Source organism: Streptomyces hypolithicus (genome assembly GCF_052934925.1).
In genome coordinates this window covers 3408305-3430210 of the sequence record NZ_CM128811.1, presented here as the reverse complement: position 1 = coordinate 3430210, position 21906 = coordinate 3408305, and the positions used below count along the sequence as shown (strand labels likewise).

18 protein-coding genes are annotated in these 21906 nt (G+C 73.6%); 11 read left to right on the top strand and 7 right to left on the bottom strand.

The features are described from left to right. Positions 1–100: 100 nt before the first annotated feature. Positions 101–3313, bottom strand: coding sequence for a sacsin N-terminal ATP-binding-like domain-containing protein (locus ACU6WZ_RS16290; RefSeq protein ID WP_447028779.1), 3213 nt, complete (start codon positions 3311–3313; stop codon positions 101–103). A 178-nt stretch (positions 3314–3491) separates the two neighbouring features. Next, positions 3492–4418, bottom strand: coding sequence for a DUF3027 domain-containing protein (locus ACU6WZ_RS16285; RefSeq protein ID WP_447028778.1), 927 nt, complete (start codon positions 4416–4418; stop codon positions 3492–3494). A gap of 374 nt (positions 4419–4792) precedes the next feature. On the opposite strand from ACU6WZ_RS16285, the gene ACU6WZ_RS16280 reads away from it, so the two are divergent. The 4 genes from ACU6WZ_RS16280 to ACU6WZ_RS16265 are packed head-to-tail and all read left to right on the top strand — an operon-like array spanning position 4793 to position 8293. Further along, entirely contained in the window at positions 4793–6172 is a 1380-nt protein-coding gene (locus ACU6WZ_RS16280; RefSeq protein WP_447028777.1) for an MFS transporter, read from the top strand. 27 nt (positions 6173–6199) lie between these two features. Then, positions 6200–6694: a DUF2771 domain-containing protein gene (locus ACU6WZ_RS16275; protein WP_447028776.1), complete on the top strand. Its 495-nt coding sequence runs from the start codon at positions 6200–6202 to the stop codon at positions 6692–6694. A gap of 59 nt (positions 6695–6753) precedes the next feature. After that, the gene (locus tag ACU6WZ_RS16270; protein WP_447028775.1) at positions 6754–7425 is read left to right on the top strand and encodes a futalosine hydrolase; all 672 of its coding nucleotides are present in this window, start codon (positions 6754–6756) and stop codon (positions 7423–7425) included. Beyond that, the gene (locus ACU6WZ_RS16265) at positions 7418–8293 is read left to right on the top strand and encodes a 1,4-dihydroxy-6-naphtoate synthase (RefSeq protein WP_447028774.1); all 876 of its coding nucleotides are present in this window, start codon (positions 7418–7420) and stop codon (positions 8291–8293) included. Before ACU6WZ_RS16270 ends, ACU6WZ_RS16265 begins: the two co-directional genes overlap by 8 nt. Before the next feature lie 442 nt (positions 8294–8735). Here the strand turns inward: ACU6WZ_RS16265 and ACU6WZ_RS16260 are convergent, their stop codons facing one another. Beyond that, positions 8736–9119 (bottom strand): cold-shock protein, encoded by a 384-nt coding sequence (locus ACU6WZ_RS16260; RefSeq protein ID WP_447028773.1) that lies wholly within the window; start codon positions 9117–9119, stop codon positions 8736–8738. Positions 9120–9299: 180 nt separating this feature from the next. On the opposite strand from ACU6WZ_RS16260, the gene ACU6WZ_RS16255 reads away from it, so the two are divergent. Continuing rightward, a complete protein-coding gene (locus tag ACU6WZ_RS16255) occupies positions 9300–9554 on the top strand; it encodes a hypothetical protein (protein ID WP_447028772.1) in 255 nt (84 codons plus the stop codon). Here ACU6WZ_RS16255 and ACU6WZ_RS16250 read toward each other — a convergent pair. Next, a complete protein-coding gene (locus ACU6WZ_RS16250) occupies positions 9524–10189 on the bottom strand; it encodes an HAD family hydrolase (protein WP_447028771.1) in 666 nt (221 codons plus the stop codon). The genes ACU6WZ_RS16255 and ACU6WZ_RS16250 overlap by 31 nt on opposite strands. A gap of 72 nt (positions 10190–10261) precedes the next feature. Between ACU6WZ_RS16250 and ACU6WZ_RS16245 the strand changes: the two genes are divergently transcribed. The 3 genes from ACU6WZ_RS16245 (at position 10262) to ACU6WZ_RS16235 (ending at position 13367) form a co-directional block, all read left to right on the top strand. Beyond that, on the top strand, positions 10262–11290 hold the full coding sequence (locus tag ACU6WZ_RS16245; RefSeq protein ID WP_447028770.1) for a FecCD family ABC transporter permease: 1029 nt from the start codon (positions 10262–10264) through the stop codon (positions 11288–11290). Between the two features lie 86 nt (positions 11291–11376). Continuing rightward, positions 11377–12423: a FecCD family ABC transporter permease gene (locus ACU6WZ_RS16240; protein WP_447034065.1), complete on the top strand. Its 1047-nt coding sequence runs from the start codon at positions 11377–11379 to the stop codon at positions 12421–12423. Next, a complete protein-coding gene (locus ACU6WZ_RS16235; RefSeq protein WP_447028769.1) occupies positions 12420–13367 on the top strand; it encodes an ABC transporter ATP-binding protein in 948 nt (315 codons plus the stop codon). The genes ACU6WZ_RS16240 and ACU6WZ_RS16235 overlap by 4 nt, the downstream gene beginning before the upstream one ends. A gap of 105 nt (positions 13368–13472) precedes the next feature. Here ACU6WZ_RS16235 and ACU6WZ_RS16230 read toward each other — a convergent pair whose 3' ends face one another. Beyond that, on the bottom strand, positions 13473–14654 hold the full coding sequence (locus ACU6WZ_RS16230) for a hypothetical protein (protein WP_447028768.1): 1182 nt from the start codon (positions 14652–14654) through the stop codon (positions 13473–13475). Positions 14655–14727: 73 nt separating this feature from the next. On the opposite strand from ACU6WZ_RS16230, the gene ACU6WZ_RS16225 reads away from it, so the two are divergent. Together ACU6WZ_RS16225 and ACU6WZ_RS16220 are read left to right on the top strand one after the other, a co-directional pair. After that, complete coding sequence (locus ACU6WZ_RS16225; RefSeq protein ID WP_447028767.1) at positions 14728–17298, top strand: helicase-associated domain-containing protein; 2571 nt, start codon at positions 14728–14730, stop codon at positions 17296–17298. A 92-nt stretch (positions 17299–17390) separates the two neighbouring features. Then, a complete protein-coding gene (locus tag ACU6WZ_RS16220; protein ID WP_447028766.1) occupies positions 17391–18218 on the top strand; it encodes a hypothetical protein in 828 nt (275 codons plus the stop codon). A 14-nt stretch (positions 18219–18232) separates the two neighbouring features. Here ACU6WZ_RS16220 and ACU6WZ_RS16215 read toward each other — a convergent pair whose 3' ends face one another. Continuing rightward, a complete protein-coding gene (locus ACU6WZ_RS16215; RefSeq protein WP_447028765.1) occupies positions 18233–18763 on the bottom strand; it encodes a VanZ family protein in 531 nt (176 codons plus the stop codon). A gap of 104 nt (positions 18764–18867) precedes the next feature. Between ACU6WZ_RS16215 and ACU6WZ_RS16210 the strand changes: the two genes are divergently transcribed. Continuing rightward, a complete protein-coding gene (locus ACU6WZ_RS16210) occupies positions 18868–20526 on the top strand; it encodes a DNA repair helicase XPB (protein WP_447028764.1) in 1659 nt (552 codons plus the stop codon). 28 nt (positions 20527–20554) lie between these two features. Here ACU6WZ_RS16210 and ACU6WZ_RS16205 read toward each other — a convergent pair whose 3' ends face one another. Next, complete coding sequence (locus tag ACU6WZ_RS16205) at positions 20555–21883, bottom strand: glycosyltransferase 87 family protein (RefSeq protein ID WP_447028763.1); 1329 nt, start codon at positions 21881–21883, stop codon at positions 20555–20557. Between the last annotated feature and the right edge of the window lie 23 nt (positions 21884–21906).

The window sequence follows — 21906 nt, the reverse complement described above, 5'->3', positions numbered from 1 at the left end:
CCCCCGGCGGGATCTTGAAGTGTCGAACCAAGTGTAGGGACGATGTGGAGAGTTCGTAAACGGAGTTTGTAGAACGGGCTGCGTTAAGGGGCTGGGGCTGTCAGTCGAACCAGCGGTCGCGCGCCAGCTCTTCGGTGCGGGACGGGTCCTCGATCAGTGCCGCGACCTCGAACCGGCGCGGCCACTGCCCCGCCGACCAGGCAAGGCCTGCCGCCACGCCCTCCAGCGTCGCCGCGTGGACGATGTCGTCGGGGGTGCGGCGCCAGTCCAGTTCAACGCCGCCCGCGAGGAGTTCCTCGTGTTCGATGTACGTCGCCGGGGTGCCGGCGCCCAGCAGGACGCGCACCGCTTCGGGGACGTCCCGCCGCACACCGTCGGTGGTCACGTCCGCGTCCGTCGACTCGCCCAGGCGCCGCACCTGGAGCAGGTCCGCCAGGTCGGCGGCGCGGGACGGCGCCACCGGCAGCAGCGCGAGCCCGGCACAGAGCGGCAGCAGGTCGGGGGCGTCGGCGACGACCGCGTCGGCCGCGTCGACCACCCGCACCTCGCCGTCCACGATCGCGCGCAGCTCGTCGGGGAGGGTGACCTGCTCGGGGTCGAGGTCGGCCAGGGCGCCGTACAGGGCGTGCAGTTGGGGCCCGGTGACCGTGCGCGCCGGGTCCGCGAGGCGGCCGAGGAGTTCGGCGGCGCCGCCGGGCTCGTCGAGCAGCGCGGAGACGGAGGTCCGTACGCCGAGCGCCCTCAGCACCTGCTCGTCGTCGAAGCCGGCCGCGTCCGCCGACGTGTAGAGGCCGTCGAGCAGCGGGTCGCCGCCGGCCGAGCGCAGGCCCGCGGGGCGGCGCCCGCCGAGTACGGGGTGGTCCCGCAGCCACCAGGCGGTGTAGGGCCGTACGGACTGCGTCGTGCCGTCCGGCAGCAGTACACGCACGGGCTGGGTCAGCGCGTCCCGCAGCGGGGGCTGGGCGAGCAGTGCGAGAGCCTGCGGCCACGCGTCGTCGTCGACGAGCTCCAGGTCCCGTACGGCGACGAGCTCGGTGGCGACCGGCGGCAGGGGGGTGTCGGGGAGTTGGTCGAGGATGTCCTCGCACCACACGTCGACGGCGTCGAGTAGCCCCGCGTCGTCGGGCTCGGCGAAGTCGCCCTGACGGGGCTCCAGTTCGTCGGGGTCCAGGACGATGTCGGTGGTGCGTACGAGCGCGAAGGTGGCCAGCACGCCGCAGGCGGTGAGGGGCTGCGGACCCCAGCGGGTGGCCAGTTCCGCGTCGCACAGAGCGAGTTCGTCCGCACGCATGATCTGCGCGAACGGGCTGCCCGGCAGGACGAGTTCGCCGGCGGGTGCGAGTTCGCCGTCCTCGTCGGGCAGGGCGAGCGCGCCGAGCCAGGGCTCGTCGCCGGGTGCCAGGTCGGCGTCCCGTACGAGCGCCAGGACGGTCTCGGCCAGCTCCTCGGCGTCGGGCGCGTCCTCGTCCCAGATCTCGTTGTCGTCCATCGACGCGGCTACGGCGGCCCGGACCTGGGGGGTCGTCAGGACGGCTCGGGGGGTGGCGGGGAGGGCGCCGAGCTTTTCCAGGAGGGGGTGCGTGGCGTCGGGGTGGGCGACCTTCAGGCCGAGGCGGGCGAGCCGGCCGGGGGCTGCGTCGCCGCCGTCGGTGCCGCCACCGTCGGAGGGGGTGCCGGGCAGCGGGAGGAGCACCTGGCGGGGGCCGATGACCGTACGGCCGCCGGCGAGCGGCACCGGGAGCCCGGACAGCCGGTCGGGGTCGACGCCGGCCAGGGACACGTACAGCCGGCGCCACCAGGACGGGGCGCGCTCGGCGCCCGCGAGACGCTCGATGGCGTCGCCGAGCGGGAGGCGGCCCACGCCGAGGGTGCGGAGTTCGGGACGGCGCTCCAGGCCGGCGGGCAGCAGCGTCGGCAGGACCTCCGCCATCACGCCCACGGTGTCGGCGCCCGCGCCCTCGACGACCTCCGCCTCGAACGGGCGCAGCGCGGTCAGCTCCTCCGAGGGAGCCGCGGGCGCGAGGAAGGCGACGCGGGGCAGCCGTGCGATGACTGCGGCGCGCAGGGCGCCGTCCAGCTCGCCCTTGCCGAGCGGGCCGGGAACGAGGTCGACGGTGCCGGTGGAGACGGGCTGCCAGTCGCCGAGCAGTTCGGCGTACGCGTCGGCCGCGCGCTGCACGAGGAAGTCCGTGAGGGGACCGGGCGCGGGGTGGCGGCGGGTGGTGTCCAGCGGGAACGACGCGATCAGCAGGGCGGGTACGCCGAGGGGCTCGTCGGTGGGCGTGGGGGCGTGCACGACGGGCGCGGTGCGGGGGCGCTGCGGCGCGCCGTCCTCGGCGACGGGAACCGCCCAGGTGACGGCCCAGTGGGGGCGCAGGCGCTCCTCGACGGGGCGGTCGGCGAGGAGGGCGGGCTCCAGGGGGCCGGAGCGGGTGACGGTGCGCCAGCGGGTGGTGCGGGTCGTGGCGTGGGCGTGCGCGGGGTCGGTGCCGGTGCCATTGGTGGTGCCGGTGTCATGGATGTGGACGTACGTGTCGTGGTCGCTGCGGGTCAACGTCCGGGTGGCGTCGGGGGTTTCGACGGTCACCTCGGCGAGGCCGGGCAGGGTGAGCAGGAGTGCGTCGTCGATGCCGTCGAGGAGATGCCGGGCGAGGTCCACGGCGCCGCCGTCGCGCAGCGGCAGGACCACGACGGTGTCGTACCCGGCCGGGGCGGTGCCTTCGGCGGGGAGCGGGAGGCGCAGGAGGGGTACGTGGCCGTTGCGGCGGCGCAGCTCGTCGCCGAGCCCGGCGGACGCGGACGCGGACCCGGACCCGGACCCGGCTGCAGCCGCCTGGACGGCGAGTGCCCGCGCCTCCTCCAGGGACCAGCGGACGCCGCCGTGCCGGCCGAGTACGGCGGGCTCGTCACTGACGGCCAGTACGGCGGCGAAGCCGACGCCGAAGCGGCCGACGGCGCCATCCGTGTCCTCGCGCTTGGCGGAGGCGCGCAGGGTGCTGAGCGATTCGACGCCGACGGCGTCGAGGGGGCTGCCGGTGTTGGCGGCGGCGAGAATCGCGGGCGTGCCGTCGGGGGTGGCGGCGTGCAGGGTGAGCCGGAGCCTGCCGGGGACACCGGCGCGGGCGGCGGCGTCGGCGGCGTTCTGGGCCAGCTCGACGACGAGGCGGTCGCGGTAGCCACCGAGGGCAAGGTCCTCCTCGGCGTTGGCGTCCTCGCGGAACCGGGCGGGGCTCGCGCTCCACGCGTCGAGCACCCCGCGCCGCAGCCGCGCCGTCCCGAAGGGGTCTGCCTCGTCGGTGGCCGTGACGCTCACGCTGTTCTCCGCTCGTCCGGTACTGGTGCTTCTGCTGACGCGCCTACCCGTGTGTACGGGCCTACCCGTGTGTACGGGCGGCAAGTATCCCGCGCGGACGGCATGGGGGCGTCCACCTGGCCGTGGGATGCGGGCTCCGCCCCGGACCGAAAAGCGGGGTCCGGGGCGGAGCCCGGGGTCAGGAGTGGCCCAGTTCCTCGGTCGGGAGGTCCGGCGTGGCCGGAACAGAGCCGCCCTCCGGGTCCGGGCGCAGCACGAACACGTCCGAAGCCATCGAGTCCAGAACATGCGGCGCAGGCCGCAGCGGCGTCGGCATGACCGCAGCCTCCGAGTGCCCCCCGCACCCGTACGCCAGCGACACCACACGCCCGTCGGCCGGCGCGAACTCGTTCGCGCAGACACCGAACGCCTGGCGCAGCGACCCCGCCAGCGGCACCAGGAAGGCACACGAGACACACGTGGCGGGCGCCGCCTGCGCCATCGGGGTCTTCGCGCCGTACGCCTCGTCCCAGCGGTCCGCCGCGATGTGCAGCCCGTACCGCGACAGGACTCGCGCCCGGCGCATCCCGAGCTCTTCGGCGACCGACGCGATCGAACCCCGGGTGGGGACCAGCGGCAGCATGGCCGGCGGACCGTCGGTGACCTCGGCGTCCTCCGCCTCGACGAGTTCGGCCATCTCGTGGGACACCGGCGAGTCCGGCGGCGGCGTGTCGCCACCCGTGTAGCCGGGCTCCAGGCGCAGGTCCTCCGCCTCGGTGGGAAGCAGATCGCCCGGACCCATGTCGCCGGGGCGCAGCCGCTCGCTCCACGGCACCCACTCGGGTGCCAGCAGCGAGTCGGACCCCGGCAGGAGCACCGTTTCGTCAAGGGTGACCAGCTTGGCCCGCGACGCGCGGGTCACGGTCACCGCCCAGCGCCAGCCCCGGTAGCCGGGCTCCTCGCACTCGAAGAGGTGCGTGACGACCCGGTCACCCTCCGAGAAGCAGGAGACATGCTCGCCGACCACCCCGGGGAAGGCGGCCTCCTCGGCGGCCCCACGGGCAAGGTCTACCGCCTCGGCGCACAGGCGGTCAGGGGTTCGGCTTCGCGTCGTCGCAGCACTCACAGGTCTCGCTTCTCTCCTACGCCGTCTCACGGGTGCGCCAACGGATGCCCGTACGAGGTACGAGATACGAGGTACGAGCTGCGGGCGGAGCGGACCGAAGGGCCGCGTCGACGTCCGCGCCCGACCTGGTCTCGGTCTCGGGCGCACTTTCCACCACCCATTCTGCGGGATGACGGAGAGGCGCGCGGCCGAGGACAACCGCCGGTGGCGCGCTACGCACGCTACCTCCTTCGCCGCCCACCGCCCACCTGCACGCCCCCTTTGACGCGGGGAACCCGGGAGAGAGTCCTGGAGAGTCCGGTATGCCCGGAGAATGCCAAGAGATTGGCACGGCAGCGCGGCTCCGCCCCGTTTACCGGTGCACCTGGCGGACCTTGGGGCACTATGACGGGGTGGCTGCCGCAAAGTCGTCCGAGTCGTCCGACGGATCCGGTCCACTGGGCAGGACGGGCCGGGCAGTCGGCCGCGCCCTCCATCTGCCCTTCACCGGTACGGCGAAGGGCATCCGGCGCGCCACGCACGCACACGGCGCGGGCGAGTCGGGCCTCGGCAAACTGATCGAGCTGCACGCCGTCAACGGCGCCGGCGACGTGATGATCACGGTCGCGCTGGCCTCCACCGTCTTCTTCTCCGTCCCCACCGACGAGGCCCGCGGCCGCGTCGCCCTCTACCTCGCCGTCACCATGGCGCCGTTCACCCTCCTCGCCCCCGTCATCGGCCCGCTCCTCGACCGCCTCCCGCACGGCCGCCGCGCCGCGATGGCCGGCGCGATGCTGGCCCGTGCGCTGCTCGCGCTCGCCATGTCGGGCGCGGTCGCGACCGGCGGCCTGGAGCTCTATCCGGCGGCGCTCGGCGTCCTGGTGTCCTCGAAGGCGTACGGCGTCGTACGCAGCGCCGTCGTGCCACGCCTTCTCCCACCCCGCTTCTCCCTGGTCAAGGCCAACTCGCGGGTCACCCTGGCCGGGCTGCTCGCCACCGGCGCGGCCGCGCCCATCGGAGTGGGGCTCCAGCAGATCGGGCCCTCCTGGCCGCTGTACGGGGCGTGCGTGCTGTTCATCGTCGGTACGTTCCTGGCCTTCACCATGCCGCCCAAGGTCGACTCGGCGAAGGGCGAGCGCAAGGCCACCCTGCTGGAGCACGGTCACGCGCCGCGCCGGCCCGGCCTGCGCACCGTGGGCCCGTCCGTACTGCACGGCCTCCAGGCGAACGCGGCGCTGCGCAGCCTCTCCGGGTTCCTGATCTTCTTCCTGGCGTTCCTGCTGCGCGAGCATCCGCTGTCCGGGCAGAGCGCCGCCGTGTCGCTGGCCGTCGTCGGCGTCTCGGCCGGCGTGGGCAACGCCTGCGGTACGGCGGTGGGCGCCTGGCTCAAGGCCCGCGGCCCGGAGGCGATCATCGCGACCGTGCTGGGGCTGACGCTGGGCATGGCCGTCTGCGCCGCCCTGCTCTTCGGCGGAATCATGGTGGCGGCGCTCGGCGCGACGGCCGGGCTGTGCCAGGCGCTGGCCAAGCTGTCCCTGGACGCCCTGATCCAGCGCGACGTACCCGAGGAGGTGCGGACGTCGGCGTTCGCGCGCTCCGAGACGCTGCTCCAGATGGCCTGGGTGGTGGGCGGGGCCATCGGGATCTTGCTGCCCCTCAACGGCTCGCTCGGCATGTCGGTCGCCGCCTGCCTCCTCGCCACCGGCTTCGCCCTGTCCGTACGCGGCCTGCTGACCGCAGCGCGGCGCGGCACGCCGCACCCCCGCGTGGCGTGAGGCGGGTCGGGCGATAGCCTTCGCCCCATGACCGTTGCGCTCCCCTCTGGTAAGGCCCGCCGCACCGCCACCGTGATCGGTGCCGTGTCGGCCGGACTCCTCGTGCTGTCCGCCTGCGACAAGCCGACGCCGCTCGCGACCGTGACGGTCGGCACCGACTCGATCAACACCGAAGCGACCTGCTACAACGACGGCGAGCCCATCAAGAACTCGCTGCTCGACGGCTGCCTGAACAAGAAGGCCGAGAAGGTCGTCAAGGTCTCGATGGACAACCAGGTCCGCTTCGGCGTCGACCCGGAGATCGCCGACGACGGCTGGACGCTCTTCATCAACGGTCAGCAGGCCGAGCAGGAGCCGTTCAAGAAGACGTACAGGACCGTCCCCGGCAGCGCGTTCTTCGCCGCGACGCAGCCGCAGCAGCCGGGCACTCCGAGCCCGAACGAGGCGCAGGTCAGCATCGTGGAGACCAAGGGCAAGAAGCTCACCGGCATCTGGCACTTCAAGCTGGAGAAGTCCTCCTGACCTGCTGGCCTGCCTGACCTCCTGACCATCCGACCGCCTCCTGACCAGGAGGAACACTGATGCGTGTACTCGTCGTGACCGCGGTCCCCGCCGAACGGGACGCGGTCACGCGCGCGTTGGGCCCCGGCCCGGTCGGGGTCGAGGTCGTCGCCGCGGGGGTCGGTCCCGCCGCCGCGGCGGCGGGTACGGCGACCGCGCTGGCTCTCGCCCGGTCGGGGGCGGGCGGTGAGCGGCCCTACGGGCTCGTCGTCTCGGCCGGGATCGGTGGCGGGTTCGCCGAAGTGGCCCCGCTCGGGTCCGTCGTCGTCGCCGACGCGATCGTCGCCGCCGACCTGGGCGCCGAGACCCCCGGCGGATACGTCCCGGTGACCGCCCTCGGTTTCGGCACCGTGGAGCACCGGCCGCCCGCCGCGCTCGTACGGGCCGTGGCCGACGCGGCCGGGGCGCTCACCGGGGCCGTGCTGACCGTCTCCACCGTGACCGGCTCCGCCGCCCGCGCCGCCGAACTGCGCACCCGTCACCCGTCCGCCGCCGTCGAGGCGATGGAGGGCTTCGGGGTGGCGGAGGCCGCCGTCCAGCACGGGGTGCCGGTGCTGGAGATCCGCGCGGTGTCGAACGCCGTGGGGCCGCGCGACCGGGCCGCCTGGCGCATCGGGGAAGCGCTGGAGGCGCTGACGGGGGCGTTCGGGAAGCTCCTGCCCGTACTCGAAGGTTGGGACAGCCATGACTGACGCAACCATGACCGGCGCAACCATGACCGGCGCTCTGAAGATCGCGTACTCCCCCTGCCCGAACGACACGTTCGTCTTCGACGCCTGGGCCCACGGCCGCGTGCCGGGGGCGCCCGCGCTCGACGTCACCTTCGCGGACATCGACATCACCAACGCGATGGCGGAGCGCGGCGAGTTCGACATCCTCAAGGTGTCGTACGCCGTGCTGCCGTGGGTCCTGGACGACTACGCCCTGCTGCCGTGCGGCGGGGCGCTCGGGCGGGGCTGCGGTCCCCTGGTGCTCACGCGCGAGCCGGGGGTGGACCTCACCGGCAAGCGGGTCGCCGTGCCGAGCGAGCGCTCGACGGCGTATCTGCTGTTCCGGCTGTGGGCGGCGGAGGCCGTGCCGGGCGGGGTCGGCGACATCGCCGTCATGCCGTTCCACGAGATCATGCCCGCGGTACGGGACGGCAAGGTCGACGCGGGACTCGTCATCCACGAGGCGCGCTTCACGTACCAGGACTACGGGCTGCACTCCCTGGCCGACATGGGCGAGCACTGGGAGAACACCACCGGCCTGCCGATCCCGCTCGGCGCGATCATCGCCAAGCGCTCGCTGGGCGCGGAGCGGCTGCGCGAGCTGGCGCAGGCGGCGCGGGCGTCGGTGCGGATGGCCTGGGACGATCCCGCGGCGTCCCGCCCCTATGTGCTGGAGCACGCACAGGAGATGGATCCGGCAGTGGCGGACCAGCACATCGGGCTGTACGTGAACGAGTTCACGGCGGATCTGGGGACGGCAGGCTACGCGGCGGTACGGGGGCTCCTCACCCGCGCCGCAGCGGAGGGCCTGGTCCCCCCGCTGGCCCCGGACGCCCTGTCGTTCGGCTAGGGAGTGTTCTAGAAGTAGCGTCGTCCGCCCGGAGGGCGGGTCTCGCGTGGTCTGGCGCGTGCGATCGCAAGGCGCCGGGATGGTCTCGTAGCGGAGCTACTAGGGCATTTCGGCAACGCGGCGAGGATGGGGTCTCCCCTGGTCGAGCGGAGCCGAGACCTTGGGGAAGTGCCAGACCACGCGAGACAGACGGGACTTCTGAAACACGACCTAGCTTGAGATTTAACCTCGCCGCTCGAACACGACCGCAAGTCGGCTTCACGGAACCAGCATGCGCACCGTTTGTCCCGACTTGCTTAGGTTTCCGACTGTGCTGCGGGGCCTGCTCGTGCGGCAGGAAGGGCTGGTCGGAGCTGTTCGAATCCGGAGGTTAAATCTCAAGCTAGGGGTGTCCGGGGGCTGGCACACCGCCCGGAGGGCGGCGTGGGCAGCGTGGGGGCGCTCAGACGTCCAGTTGGTCGGCCACCGCGCGCAAGAGGCCCGCGATCTTCGAGCCCGCCGCCTTGTCCGGGTAGCGGCCGCGCTCCAGTTGTGGGGTGATGTTCTCCAGGAACGTCGTCAGGTCCTGCACGATCGACGCCAGTTCGTCCGGCTTGCGCCTCAGCGCCGCCGCGACCGACGGGGTCGGGTCGAGGATCACCACCGACAGCGCCTGGTCACCGCGCTGACCCGCCACCACGCCGAACTCCACGCGCTGGCCGGGCTTCAGGGCGTCGACTCCGGCGGGGAGCACCGACGAGTGGACGAAGACGTCGCCGCCGTCGTCGCGGGAGAGGAAGCCGAAGCCCTTCTCCACGTTGAACCATTTCACCTTGCCGGTGGGCACCGTCTGTCCTCGTCCTCGTACCTGTCGGGGTCCCGGGGCTCGGTTTCGCCCGGGAAAGGCTCTGCACAGCACTACAGCGGGTCGCCAGTGACCCGCCAGGACCAAGGCTAATGGTCCTGGGGCCGGTGACAAGACGTCCCCGGGTTGTTCCTCCGGGCAGGGAACTACCCTGGCCGGGTGATGACTGAAACCCACTCTGCCGAGGCCGGCCCCGGTGACCGGCTCGTTCGTATCGGCGCGATCGTCTTCTTCGTCGGCGCGGTGGCCACGCTGGTCACTGTGGCCCCGCTGTTCCTCGGCACCGAGCCGTTCCCGACCGTCGCGTACGCCGTGTGCATGCTCATGGGCGTCGGCTTCGCGATCGCAGCCGGCGGGGTCCTCAAGTCGATCGCCGTGCAACGCCGTCAGGCGCGCGCGGCGACCTCGTCGCAGTAGGTACGCAGCCACGCCGGGAACGCCGTGAGGTCCGCCAGAATCACGTCCGCACCGGATTCCCGCAGCTCAGCGGCGTCGCAGGGGCCCGTCGGGACGGCCACGGACAGGGCGTCGGCGGCGCGGGCGCCCCGTACGTCGCCGGTGTGGTCGCCCACGTACACCGAGGCGCCGTACTCGCGCAGCGCCTCCGCCTTGGCCTCGGCCCACAGCCACCCCACGAGGGCGTCCGGCTCGATGCCGAGGTGCGCGAGGTGGAGCTTCGCGTTCGGCTCGTGCTTCGCGGTGACGACGACGCTGCGTCCGCCCGCCGCGCGCACGGCGGCCACCGCCTCGCGGGCGCCGGGCAGCGCCGTGGATGGCGTGATCGCGTACGTCGGATATATCTCGCGGTAGCGGTCGCACATCTCCTCGACGTGTTCCGCCGGGAACCAGCACGCCATTTCCTGCTCCAGCGGCGGCCCGAGGCGGGTCACGGCCAGCTCGGCGTCGATGTGGGTGCCGGTCTCGGCGGCGAGTACCTGGTACACGGCCCTGATGCCGGGGCGGGAGTCGATCAGCGTCATGTCGAGGTCGAAGCCGACGGTCAGCGGGTGAGGCAGCGGGCCGGGCAGTGGGTGCGAGGTCATGGGGGCCATTGTGCCTGCGGGGGTGCGCGGCCCCGCCCGTACACTTAGCCAACCCTTACCTCCGGAATGTGATCGGTTCAGATGCCAGCCGCCACTACCAGCCGCTCCGGACGCGCCCTGGTGACCCGTCGCATCGGCTGGACGGCGGCGGCCCTCGTCGCGCTGCTGGTCTCCGTGCTGCTGAGCCTGGCGGTCGGGGCGCGGTCCATCCCGCCGTCCGAGGTCTTCGACGTACTGCTGCACGGCGGCAGCAGCGACGCCGCCGAGGTCGTCCGTACGCTCCGGGTCCCGCGCACGCTCATCGCCCTGATGGTCGGGGCGGCGCTGGCGCTCGCTGGGACGGTGCTCCAGGGCATCACCCGCAATCCGATCGCCGATCCGGGGATCCTCGGGATCAGCCAGGGCGCGTCGGTGGGTGTGGTGCTGGCGATCGCGTTCGCCGGGATCCACTCGCTGTCCGGGTACGTGTGGTTCGCGTTCGCCGGCGCGGCCGCCGCCTCGGTCGCGGTGTACGCCATCGCGGCGAGCGGGCGCGGCGGCGCGACCCCGGTGAAGCTCGCGCTCGGCGGCGCGGCGATCAACGCCCTGCTCGCGTCGGTGACGCTGGCGGTCCTGACGACGCAGGCGGCGGCGCTGGACGAGTTCCGCTTCTGGCAGGTCGGTTCGGTGGCCGGGCGGGATGCGGAAGTGGTCGGGCAGATCTGGCCGTTCCTGCTGGTGGGCGCGGTGCTGGTGCTCGCGGTGGCGCGCGGGCTCGACGCGCTGGCGCTCGGTGAGGACGTGGCGAAGGGGCTCGGCCAGAACGTCGCCGCGGTACGGATCGTGGGCGGCGTCGGCGCCACCGTCCTGACCGGGGTGGGCGTCGCGGCGGCGGGTCCGATCGCCTTCGTGGGGCTCGCGGTGCCGCACATCGCGCGGGCTGTCGTGGGCAGCGACCACCGGTGGGTGCTGCCGATGGCGGCGCTGATCGGCCCGGTGATGCTGCTGGTCGCGGACGTGGTGGGGCGCGTGATCTTCCCGCCGGGCGAGGTTCCGGCGGGTGTGACGACGGCGCTGATCGGCGTGCCGTTCCTGGTGGCTCTCGTACGACGAAAGGCGGTACCGGCGTGACGGGCGGCGTCGTGACGGGCGTCCGGCCCGGCGGCCCCGGCGGCGGGCCGGACGGCGGTCGGCCCGACGGCGGTCGGCCCGACGGAATCCGGCCCGCCGGGTACGCGGTCGTACGGGTCGGGCCGGGGCGTTTCCTGCTGCACCGGCGTGCGGGTGTAGTGGCCGGGGGCCTTCTGCTGGCGCTGGCCGGGGTGTGTGTGGCGTACCTCTGCGTCGGTGAGAGCTTCATCGCGCCCGGTGAGGTGCTGAAGGTCCTCCTGGGGCGGCCTTCGGCGGACGAACTCGTCGTCGGGACGCTGCGGGCTCCCCGGCTGGTGGTGGGGCTGCTGGTGGGCGCCGCGTTCGGGGTGGCCGGGGCACTCATCCAGACCGTGGCGCGCAATCCGCTGGCCAGCCCCGACATCATCGGGATCAGCCAGGGCGCGAGTGCGCTCACGGTCGGGGCGATGACCTTCGGGATCACGTCGTACGCCGTCCTGCCGTATCTCTCGGTCGCCGGCGGAGTCCTCGCCGCCGCCCTCGTGTACGCCTTCGCCTGGCGCGGCGGGCTGCACGCCACCCGGTTCGTGCTCGTCGGCATCGGGTTCGCCATCGCGCTGCGGTCGATCACGCACCTCTTCCTGACCAAGGGCGACTACCTCGTCGCCCAGCAGGCGCAGATCTGGATGACCGGTTCCCTCAACGGGCGGGGCTGGGACGAGGCGGCGCCGCTGGGGTGGGTGCTGGTGGCGCTGCTGCCCGCGGTGCTGTGGGCGGCACGCGCGCAACGCACGGTGTCGATGGACGACGACACGGCGACCGCGCTCGGTGTGCGGCTGGGGCGGGTGCGGCTCGGGCTCGTGTTCACCGGCGTAGTCCTGGCCTCGGTGGCCACGGGGACGGCGGGGCCAGTCGACTTCGTGGCGCTGCTGGCACCGCAGATCGCCCGCCGCCTGACCCGGACCGCGCAGATCCCGCTGCTGGGCTCGGCGCTGCTGGGCGCGCTGATCGTGGTGTCGGCGGATCTGCTGGCCCGGCGGCTGCTGTCGCCCACGGAGCTGCCGGTGGGTGTGCTGACGGCGGCGGTGGGCGCCCCGTATCTGATCTGGCTGATCGTTTCCGGCCGTAACGGCCGCTCTGGAGGCAAGGCGTGAGCAGGCTCACCGCGCGCGGGCTGACGCTCGCCTACGAGGACCGTACGGTCGTGCACGAACTCGACCTGGCCGTGCCCGACGGGCGGGTCACCGTCATCGTCGGGCCGAACGCGTGCGGGAAGTCCACCACCCTGCGGGCGCTCGGGCGGCTGCTCAAACCGCGCGGCGGGGCCGTGCTGCTGGACGGCGCGGAGCTGGCGACGATCCCGACGAAGAAGATCGCCCAGGCGGTGGGTCTGCTGCCGCAGACACCGGTCGCGCCCGAGGCGATCACCGTCGCCGACCTGGTCGCACGCGGGCGGCAGCCGCATCAGCGCTGGTGGCAGCAGTGGTCGGACGACGACGAGCGTGCGGTGACCGACGCGATGGCGCGCACCGACGTGACCGCGCTCGCCGAGCGGCCGGTCGACGCCCTGTCGGGCGGTCAGCGGCAGCGGGTGTGGATCGCGATGGCCCTGGCGCAGGAGACGGATGTGCTGCTGCTGGACGAGCCGACGACGTACCTCGACATCGCCCACCAGGTGGAGGTGCTGGACCTGGTACGCCAGTTGGCCACGCCGGCGCCGGACGGCGAACGGGGCCGGACCGTGGTGACGGTGCTGCACGACCTCAACCAGGCGGCGCGGTACGCGGATCACCTCGTGGCGATGAAGGAGGGCCGCATCGTCGCGGAGGGGCGGCCCGGGGACATCGTGACGGCGGATCTCGTACGGGAGGTCTTCGGCCTGGACGCGATAGTCGTCCCGGACCCGGTGACCGGTTCCCCCCTGGTGATCCCGGGCGCCCCATGGGCCCCACCGGGCCCCCGCGAGGCGGACCGCGCGGCCGCCGTACCCCACGCGCCGGCACCGGGCGGCGCACGTCCGGCGTCCGGGGCGGCCCCGGTAAACGGGTCCGGAAACGGGTCCGAACGTGGGGTGCGGAGCCGCCTGACGCACAGCTGACGCGTTCTCAGCAGTACTGATGCCGGCTCGGCAGTACCACGCCCGGCTCAGGGCTGCCGCGTCCGGCTCAGCACTGCCGCGTCCGGCCGCGCGCCGGGCGACCGTTCACCGCCTGCGTGCCCGCCACACCAGGTAGAGCGCGGAGGCGACGGCCGCCGTCCGTACCAGCACCGGCCACATGCCGGCGAACGCCTCGCCCATCGCCTCCGGTGCGATCGGCTCGCCCCACCGGCCCTCGCCCCGCCCCCACAGCCAGACGAGCCCGCCCGCCGCGATCAGCCCCGGCAGGCCGAGCACCACCCACTTCGCCTCGGCGCGGCTGATCCGCCGCGAGGCGTACGCGAGGAGCCAGCCGCCGCCCAGCGCCAGCCAGTTGCCGAGGACCGCGCCGGCGACCAGCAACGCGGCGGCGAGCAGGAGCAGGACGCCGACCGGGCGCCGGGGGGCCGGCACGACGACGGTCTGCGCGACCACGGGGGCCGTGCGGCGCAACCTCGGCCGCCACCAGCGCGAGGCGCGCGGGGCGGGGACGGCGGGCGGGGAGCCCTGCCCCGGCTTCGTGTCCGCCTCCGAGTCCGCTTCCGTGTCCGCGGCCGTTTCCGCCGGCTTCTGCGCGTCCCTGTCCGGCGGTGGCCGCAGTATTTCCGGGATCTCCACGCCGCCCACGAACCCCGGCACATCGACCCCCATCCCGAACGGACCTGGCTCGACGCGCCACCAGTCGGGTTCGCTGCCCTGCGAGCCGAGTTCGTCCGTACCCGCGAGGTGGGGTGGAGAGGCGGCCGAGGAGGGGAGGGCGGGCGGGGACGGGTCCCAGACCTCCATGTCCGTGTCCGGCCTGCGGTGTTCGCGCCCGCGCGGACGCGGGATCCGGCGACCGCGCCCCGGCGGCTTGTCCGGGCTGGCCGACCTCTCCGGGCTGGACGGCTTCTCCCGGCCCGACGGCCTGTCCGGACCCGGCAGCTTGTCGAGCGCGGCCGACCTGTCCCGCTGCTCGGGGAGTACGACCCGCGGCGGCGCGGTGTCGGTCTCCCGCCCGAAGCCGGGCAGGTCGCCGCCCGACGACGCGGCCGCCCGCACCAGTTCGGCCGGCGATCCCATCCGGCCGAGGATGCGGCGTACGGCCGCGGGAGAGTCCGGGCCGGACCGGGAGCGCTGGCGGTCGATCTCCTCGCGCAGCGTGGACACCAGCCGCATCCGCGCCCCGGAGGGCAGCTTGTGCTGCTGAGCCAGGTCGCCGACCCGGCTCAGAAAGTCGTAGACGAGCTGATCGCTCTCGATCCCCACGTGCTGGTCCGTCCCCTCACCTTCCAAATTCGCCTGCACCGACGGTAGCGCCACACCGGCTACCGTGGGGCGGATGGGGACCGGCGAGCGCAACCAGGAGGCGCACGTGTCCGAAGGATCAGGCGCAACGCCACCACGCACGCTCGCGGAAGCCCTGCGCGGCCGCGGCGACGCGTCGCTGGCCGCGCTGATGCGTGCCCGGCCCGATCTGCTCTCGCCCGTGCCCGGCGACCTGTCGCAGCTCGCGACCCGCGCGGCGACACGCGCCTCCGTCGTGCGCGCCCTGGAACGGCTCGACCGGTTCACCATCCAGGCCGCCGAGGCACTCGCGGTGGCCCCGGACCCGGCTCCGTACGAGGCACTGCGCGCCCTGATGACCGGCGACGACGGCGACGCGGCGATCGATGCGGCGCTGCCCGGCGCGGTGGCCGCGCTCCGCGAGCAGGCGCTGCTGTGGGGCGCCGACGACCGGCTGCGGCTGGTGCGTACGGCCCGTGAACTGCTCGCCCCCTCCGCCGGGCACCCCTCCCCCACCGGTCTCGGCCCGACCGTGGCGGAGGCGACCGCCGGTATGTCGCCCGGACGTTGGCAGGAGACGCTGGCCGCCGCCGGGCTGCCGCCCACGCACGACCCGGTGTCGGCGGTGACGGCGCTGGCCGCGCTGTTCAGCGACCGGACCCGGATGTCGGAGCTGCTGGACGCCGCGCCGAGCGACGCGCTGCTGGTACTGGAGCGACTGGTGTGGGGGCCGCCGTACGGCGAGGTGACGTCGGACCCGGCGCCGCCGGTGCGCTGGCTCCGCGACCGGGGGCTGCTGCTGCCGACGAGTCTGCGTACGGTCGTACTGCCGCGCGAGGCCGCGCTGCATCTGCGGGCCGGGCGCGCGCACCGGCTGCCGGAGCCGGTCGCGCCCGTCGTGGGGGCGGCCGCCGAATACCGTCCACAGGTTGTGGACAGCACGGCCGCCGCCCAGGCGTACACGGCGCTCGCGACGATCGAGGAGCTGCTGAAGGACTGGAACGAGGGCGGTCCGGCCGTCATGCGCTCCGGCGGCCTGAGCGTGCGCGACCTCAAGCGGACCGCCACCGCCCTCGACATGCCCGAGCGCACGGCGGCCTTCTGGGTGGAACTCGCCTACGCGGCAGGGCTGTTGGCGGCGGACGGCGAGGCCTCGGAGCGGTACGCCGCCACGCCCGCGTACGACGAGTGGCTGGACCTCGCGCCCCAGGACCGCTGGATCCGCGTCGCCACCGCCTGGCTGCGCGCGACGCGCACGGCGGGGCTGGTCGGCGGCCAGGACGCGAAGGGGCGTGTCCTGTCCACGCTCGGCCCCGACCTGGACCGCTCGGCCGCCCCGGAGGTACGCCGCCGGGTCCTCGCCCTGCTCGCCGCGCTCCCGGAGGCCGCCGCACCCGCCCCGGAGCAGGTGCTGGCCCGGCTGCGCTGGGAACGGCCACTGCGGGGCGGTGGCGGAAGCGGCAGAGGTGTCGGTGTCGGTGGCAGCACGTCGTCCGCCGGCGCTTCGGGTGACCTGCGGTCCCGGATCGCGCTGTGGACGCTGAACGAGGCGGAGTTGCTGGGCCTGACCGGGCGCGGGGCGCTGTCCTCGCACGGGCGGGCGCTGCTGGGGGCGCCGCGCGACGACGGCCGCGTGTCCGGGGCGCAGGAGGCGGCAGAGGCGGCGGTGGGCGCCGCGCGGGCCGCCGCGCTGCTCGCGCCGCTGATTCCGGTGCCGCTGGACCACGTACTGCTGCAGGCGGACCTCACCGCCGTCGCGCCGGGGCCGCTGGCGCGGCCGCTGGCCGACACGCTCGACGTACTGGCGGACGTGGAGTCGAAGGGCGGGGCGACGGTGTACCGCTTCACGCCCGCCTCCGTACGCCGAGCGCTGGACGCCGGGCGGGCCGCGTCCGACCTGCACGCCTTCCTGGCGGCGCACAGCCGTACGCCCGTGCCGCAGCCGCTGAGCTACCTCATCGACGACGTGGCCCGCAAGCACGGGCATCTGCGGGTGGGGGCGGCCTCCGCGTATGTGCGCTGCGACGACGACGCGATGCTGGGCGAGATCCTCGCCGACAAGCGGTCGCAGCCGCTGGGTCTGCGGCGGCTCGCCCCGACGGTGCTGGCGGCGCAGACCGACCCGGCGACCCTGCTCGAAGGCCTGCGCGCGATGGGCTTCGCGCCCGCTGCGGAGTCGGCGGCCGGAGACGTACTGATCACTCGGGCGCATGCCTACCGCACGCCCCCGCGCACCGCGCCCGCCCCGGTCCCGGAGGGTCCGCCGACGCCGGACGACACGCTGCTGGGGGCGGCGCTGCGGGCGATCCGGGCCGGCGACATGGCGTCCACCGCGGTACGCCGGGACGTCCCGGCGGCGACGACGGCGGGCCGTGCGACGGCCCCCGGCGAGCTGCCCCGCACGACGTCGGCGGAGACGCTGGCGACGGTGCAGGCGGCGGCGCTGACGGGGGCGGCGGTGTGGATCGGGTACGTCAACGCGGACGGGGCGGCGAGTCAGCGAGTCATCGCGCCGGTGCGGGTGGAGGGGGGCTTTGTGACGGCGTACGACCACACGGCGGACGAGGTCCGCACGTACCCCCTGCACCGCATCACAGGAGTGGCCGAACTGGCCGACCTCCCCTGACGGGCCGGGGCTCCGCCCCCCCCCCCCCCCCCCCCCCCCCCCCCGAACCGCGGTCGGAAACCCAATGGAGCCGGTCGGTCTAAGCTTGCGGGATGAAGCGTCCCGAACCACCGCTCGAACCGCTCGACGTCACCGACGACGAGCGCAGGACGCTCGAAAGCTGGGTCCGCCGCCGCAAGACCGCCCAGGAGGCCAAGGACGCCGCCCTGCGCGCCCAGATCGTGCTGGCCTCCACCCGCCCCGGCGACGACGGCCACCCCGTCTCCCCGCGCACCGTGGCCGGCCGCCTCCAGATCCCGTACGAGACCGCCGCGAAGTGGCGCAGCCGCTTCGTCGAGGCCCGGCTGAGCGGACTGACCGGCCCGGACGTGCCCTACGTCCCCGACGCGCCCGCCGAGGGGACGCCGCAGAGGACCGCGCCGCCCAAGCCGGTGGCCGAACCGTTCGACCTCGACGGGTCGTACGACGTCGTCGGCCTCTACCTCGCTCCGCCCGAGCGGGCCGTCGCGCTGTGCGTCGACTCCGACGCGGCGCGGCCGCCCCGGCAGGGCACCGACACCACCGCGCTCCTCACCGCCCTGGACGCGACGACCGGCATGTCGATCGGCTCGCTGCACCGCCGGCATCGCGCGGTCGAGTTCCGCCGGTTCCTCACGACGGTCGACAAGCAGGTGCCCGGGGACCTCCCGGTGCACCTGCTCTGCGACAACCAGGCCGCCCACCGCGCGCCGACCGTGAAGAACTGGCTGCTCGCACACCCCCGCTTCCGCCTGCACTTCACGCCGGCGGGTGCGTCCTGGCCGGCCCTGGTCGACCGCTGGTCCGTGACCGCTCCGGACGACCGGGAGATCCGTGCCTGGACGGACAGCGGGGCCGAAGAGCCGTACGTCTGGACCGGGAACCGGACCGGGAAGAAGTAGGGCGGCCGGTTACCTCACTTCTCGACGGGCACCGCGTCCCCCCGCTCCCGCGCCGCCCCGGCCTTCGGTGCCCGGCGGGCGTGCACTGCCCGCCCGATTCGCCGGCCGAGCAGGAAGTAGCCGATCAGCGCACCGGTCGTGTTGAGGATCACGTCGTCCACGTCGAACGCCCGCCCCGTCACCACCGCGCCCTGCGCCATCTCCACCAGCACCATCACGAGCACCGTCAGCGCCGTCACCCGCAGCAGCCGATGCGACCTGGGCATCAGCACCGGCAACAGCAGCCCGAAGGGCACGCCGAGCAGCAGGTTGCCGCCGATCTGCTTGCACGCGGCGAGGAACGTGTAGTCCTCGGCGTACTGACGCAGGGAGGCGCCCGGTTGCAGGTTGGTGGTGACCAGGGCCTCGGACGCCTGCGAGGGCGCGAGGGTGAGCCGGGCCAGTACGGCCGAGAAGACGACAAGGCACGCAAAGGCGACCAGCATGGCCAGGGCTCTCAGTACGGCCCGCCCCCAGGACGGACGAGGTTCCGCTTCAGCTGTCATGGACACCCGCTTACCCCGCACTCCCGACCACATACCGCCCGGCGTGCGGCACACTGGACGTTTGGCCGTAGGGGCCGAGCCGCCGCAGAAAGGCCGAAACACGCGTGAATGGGCCACTCATCGTTCAAAGCGACAAGACGCTGCTCCTGGAAGTCGACCATGACCGGGCCGACGAGTGCCGCCGTGCCATCGCGCCCTTCGCCGAGCTGGAGCGCGCCCCCGAGCACATCCACACCTACCGGTTGACCCCGCTCGGCCTGTGGAACGCGCGGGCCGCCGGGCACGACGCCGAGCAGGTCGTCGACGCGCTCGTGGAGTTCTCCCGCTACCCGGTGCCGCACGCGCTGCTCGTCGACGTGGCCGAGACGATGGCCCGCTACGGCCGCCTCACCCTGTCCAAGCACCCCGTGCACGGCCTGGTGCTGACCTCCACGGACCGCCCCGTACTGGAGGAGATCCTCCGCTCGAAGAAGGTCCAGCCGCTGGTCGGCGCCCGGCTCGACCCGGACACCGTCGCCGTCCACCCGTCCGAGCGCGGCCAGATCAAGCAGACGCTGCTGAAGCTGGGCTGGCCGGCCGAGGATCTCGCCGGTTACGTCGACGGCGAGGCCCACGCGATCGACCTCGCGGAGGACGGCTGGGCGTTGCGCCCGTACCAGAAGCAGGCCGTCGAGGGCTTCTGGCACGGCGGCTCGGGAGTCGTCGTGCTGCCCTGCGGCGCGGGCAAGACGCTGGTGGGCGCGGGCGCGATGGCGCAGGCGAAGGCGACGACGCTGATCCTGGTCACGAACACCGTCTCGGCCCGCCAGTGGAAGCACGAGCTGGTGAAGCGGACCTCGCTGACCGAGGACGAGATCGGCGAGTACAGCGGTACGCGCAAGGAGATCCGCCCCGTCACCATCGCGACGTACCAGGTCCTGACGACGAAGCGGAAGGGCATCTACCCGCACCTGGAGCTCTTCGACTCCCGGGACTGGGGCCTGATCGTGTACGACGAGGTGCACCTGCTGCCCGCGCCCGTCTTCAAGTTCACGGCCGACCTCCAGGCGCGGCGGCGGCTCGGGCTCACGGCGACGCTGGTACGCGAGGACGGGCGCGAGTCCGACGTCTTCTCCCTCATCGGGCCGAAGCGCTTCGACGCCCCCTGGAAGGAGATCGAGGCGCAGGGTTACATCGCGCCCGCCGACTGTGTCGAGGTACGGGTCAACCTCACCGAGAGCGAGCGGCTCGCCTACGCGACGGCCGAGACGGAGGAGAAGTACCGCTTCTGCGCGACGACGGCGACGAAGCGGAAGGTGACGGAGGCGCTGGTGCGGAAGTTCGCCGGCCAGCAGATCCTCGTCATCGGCCAGTACATCGACCAGCTCGACGAGCTGGGCGAGCATCTGGACGCGCCCGTCATCAAGGGCGAGACGTCCAACGCGCAGCGGGAGAAGCTCTTCGAGGCGTTCCGGCAGGGCGAGATCAGTGTGCTCGTCGTGTCGAAGGTCGCGAACTTCTCGATCGACCTGCCGGAGGCGACGGTAGCGATCCAGGTGTCGGGAACGTTCGGGTCCCGGCAGGAGGAGGCGCAGCGGCTGGGACGGGTGCTGCGGCCGAAGGCGGACGGGCACAAGGCGCACTTCTACTCGGTGGTCGCGCGCGACACCATCGACCAGGACTTCGCGGCGCACCGCCAGCGGTTCCTGGCCGAGCAGGGGTACGCGTACCGGATCGTGGACGCGGACGAGCTGCTGTCGGGCGACGGCAGCGCGACGCCGTAACGGGCAGCGCCGCCCGGGGCCACGGGGCTCAGCCCGCCGCCCCGGGCCTGATCCCTGAGCGCTGGGCGACGATCGCACCCCGTCCGGCGTTCGGGGCCGCGCGGCCGAGCCGCCACGCGTACACCAGCAGCCCCACCCCCAGCAGCGGATACGGCGACGCGAACGCCTGCTGCCACCAGGGGATTTCGAGATCCAGTTCCCGGTCGTGCGGCACGATCCACATCGTCCGCGCCATGAAGACCAGCGCCACCGCCCACGCGGCCCGCCGCCGGCCCTCCCCGGCGAGCACCGCGATCAGCGGAACGCACCACACCCAGTGGTGCGACCAGCTGATCGGCGACACCAGCAGCGCCGTCACGGCGGTCGCCAGCACACCCCAGGTCTCCCAGCCCGCCCGGGCCGCCCGCCGCGCGGCCCACAGCCCGCCGGCCCCGGCCAGTACCGCCGCCACGAGCCACACCGCGCCGGGCTCGGTGGTGTGCAGTACACGGGCGAACATCCCTTGCAGCGACTGGTTGTCGACGATCCACAGCTTGCCGACCCGCCCGGTCTCGAAGATCCGCCGCGTCCAGAAGTCGATGCTGGCGTGCGGCAGCACGAGCGCGCCGAGCAGCACCGTGCCGGTGAACGACGCCACGGCGGTGACACCGGCCCGTACCCGTCCGGTGATCAGCAGGTAGACGATGAAGATCGCCGGAGTGAGCTTGATCCCGGCCGCGATGCCGAGCGCGAAGCCCTTGCCGATGGCGTCGTCCCTGCGGGAGAGGTCCCACAGGATGAGGCAGGCCAGGGCGAGGTTGATCTGTCCGAAGAGGATCGTCTGGAAGACGGGTTCGAGCCACAGGCCGACAGCGGTGGCCGCGACGATCAGTGCCGGCCGCGCCGGGAGCCGGGCGAAGCGGCAGGAGAGGTGGACGAGCAGGGCGAGGAGCACGGCGTTGCCGACACCGAAGACGATCTTGAGCGCGCCGACCGGCAGCCAGGTCGTCGGCACGAAGAGGATCGCGGCGAACGGCGGGTAGGTGGCCGGCAGTTTCCATTGGGTGACGGTGAATCCGTACAGGTCGGTGCCGTTTGCGACGGCTTCACCTTCGGCCCGGTAGACGAGCGTGTCCACCATCTGGATGCGCAGGAGTACGCAGAGTGCCGTGAGCGCGCCGATCGACAGGACCAGCAGCGCGCAGGAGAGCACGACGCCCCGCGTGGAGCCGGACGCCCAGCCAGACGTCCAGCGGCGTGGCTGGCCGCGTTGCCGCCTGCCGGCGCCGGGGGGCGGCTCGTCGGCCGTCGGGCCGACGACGGGCGTGGGGGCCGCTGCGGCGGCTGGTGAACGAGGGGGCGCGCTCCGGTGTTCCACGGCCGCGACACTAGTGGATTAGC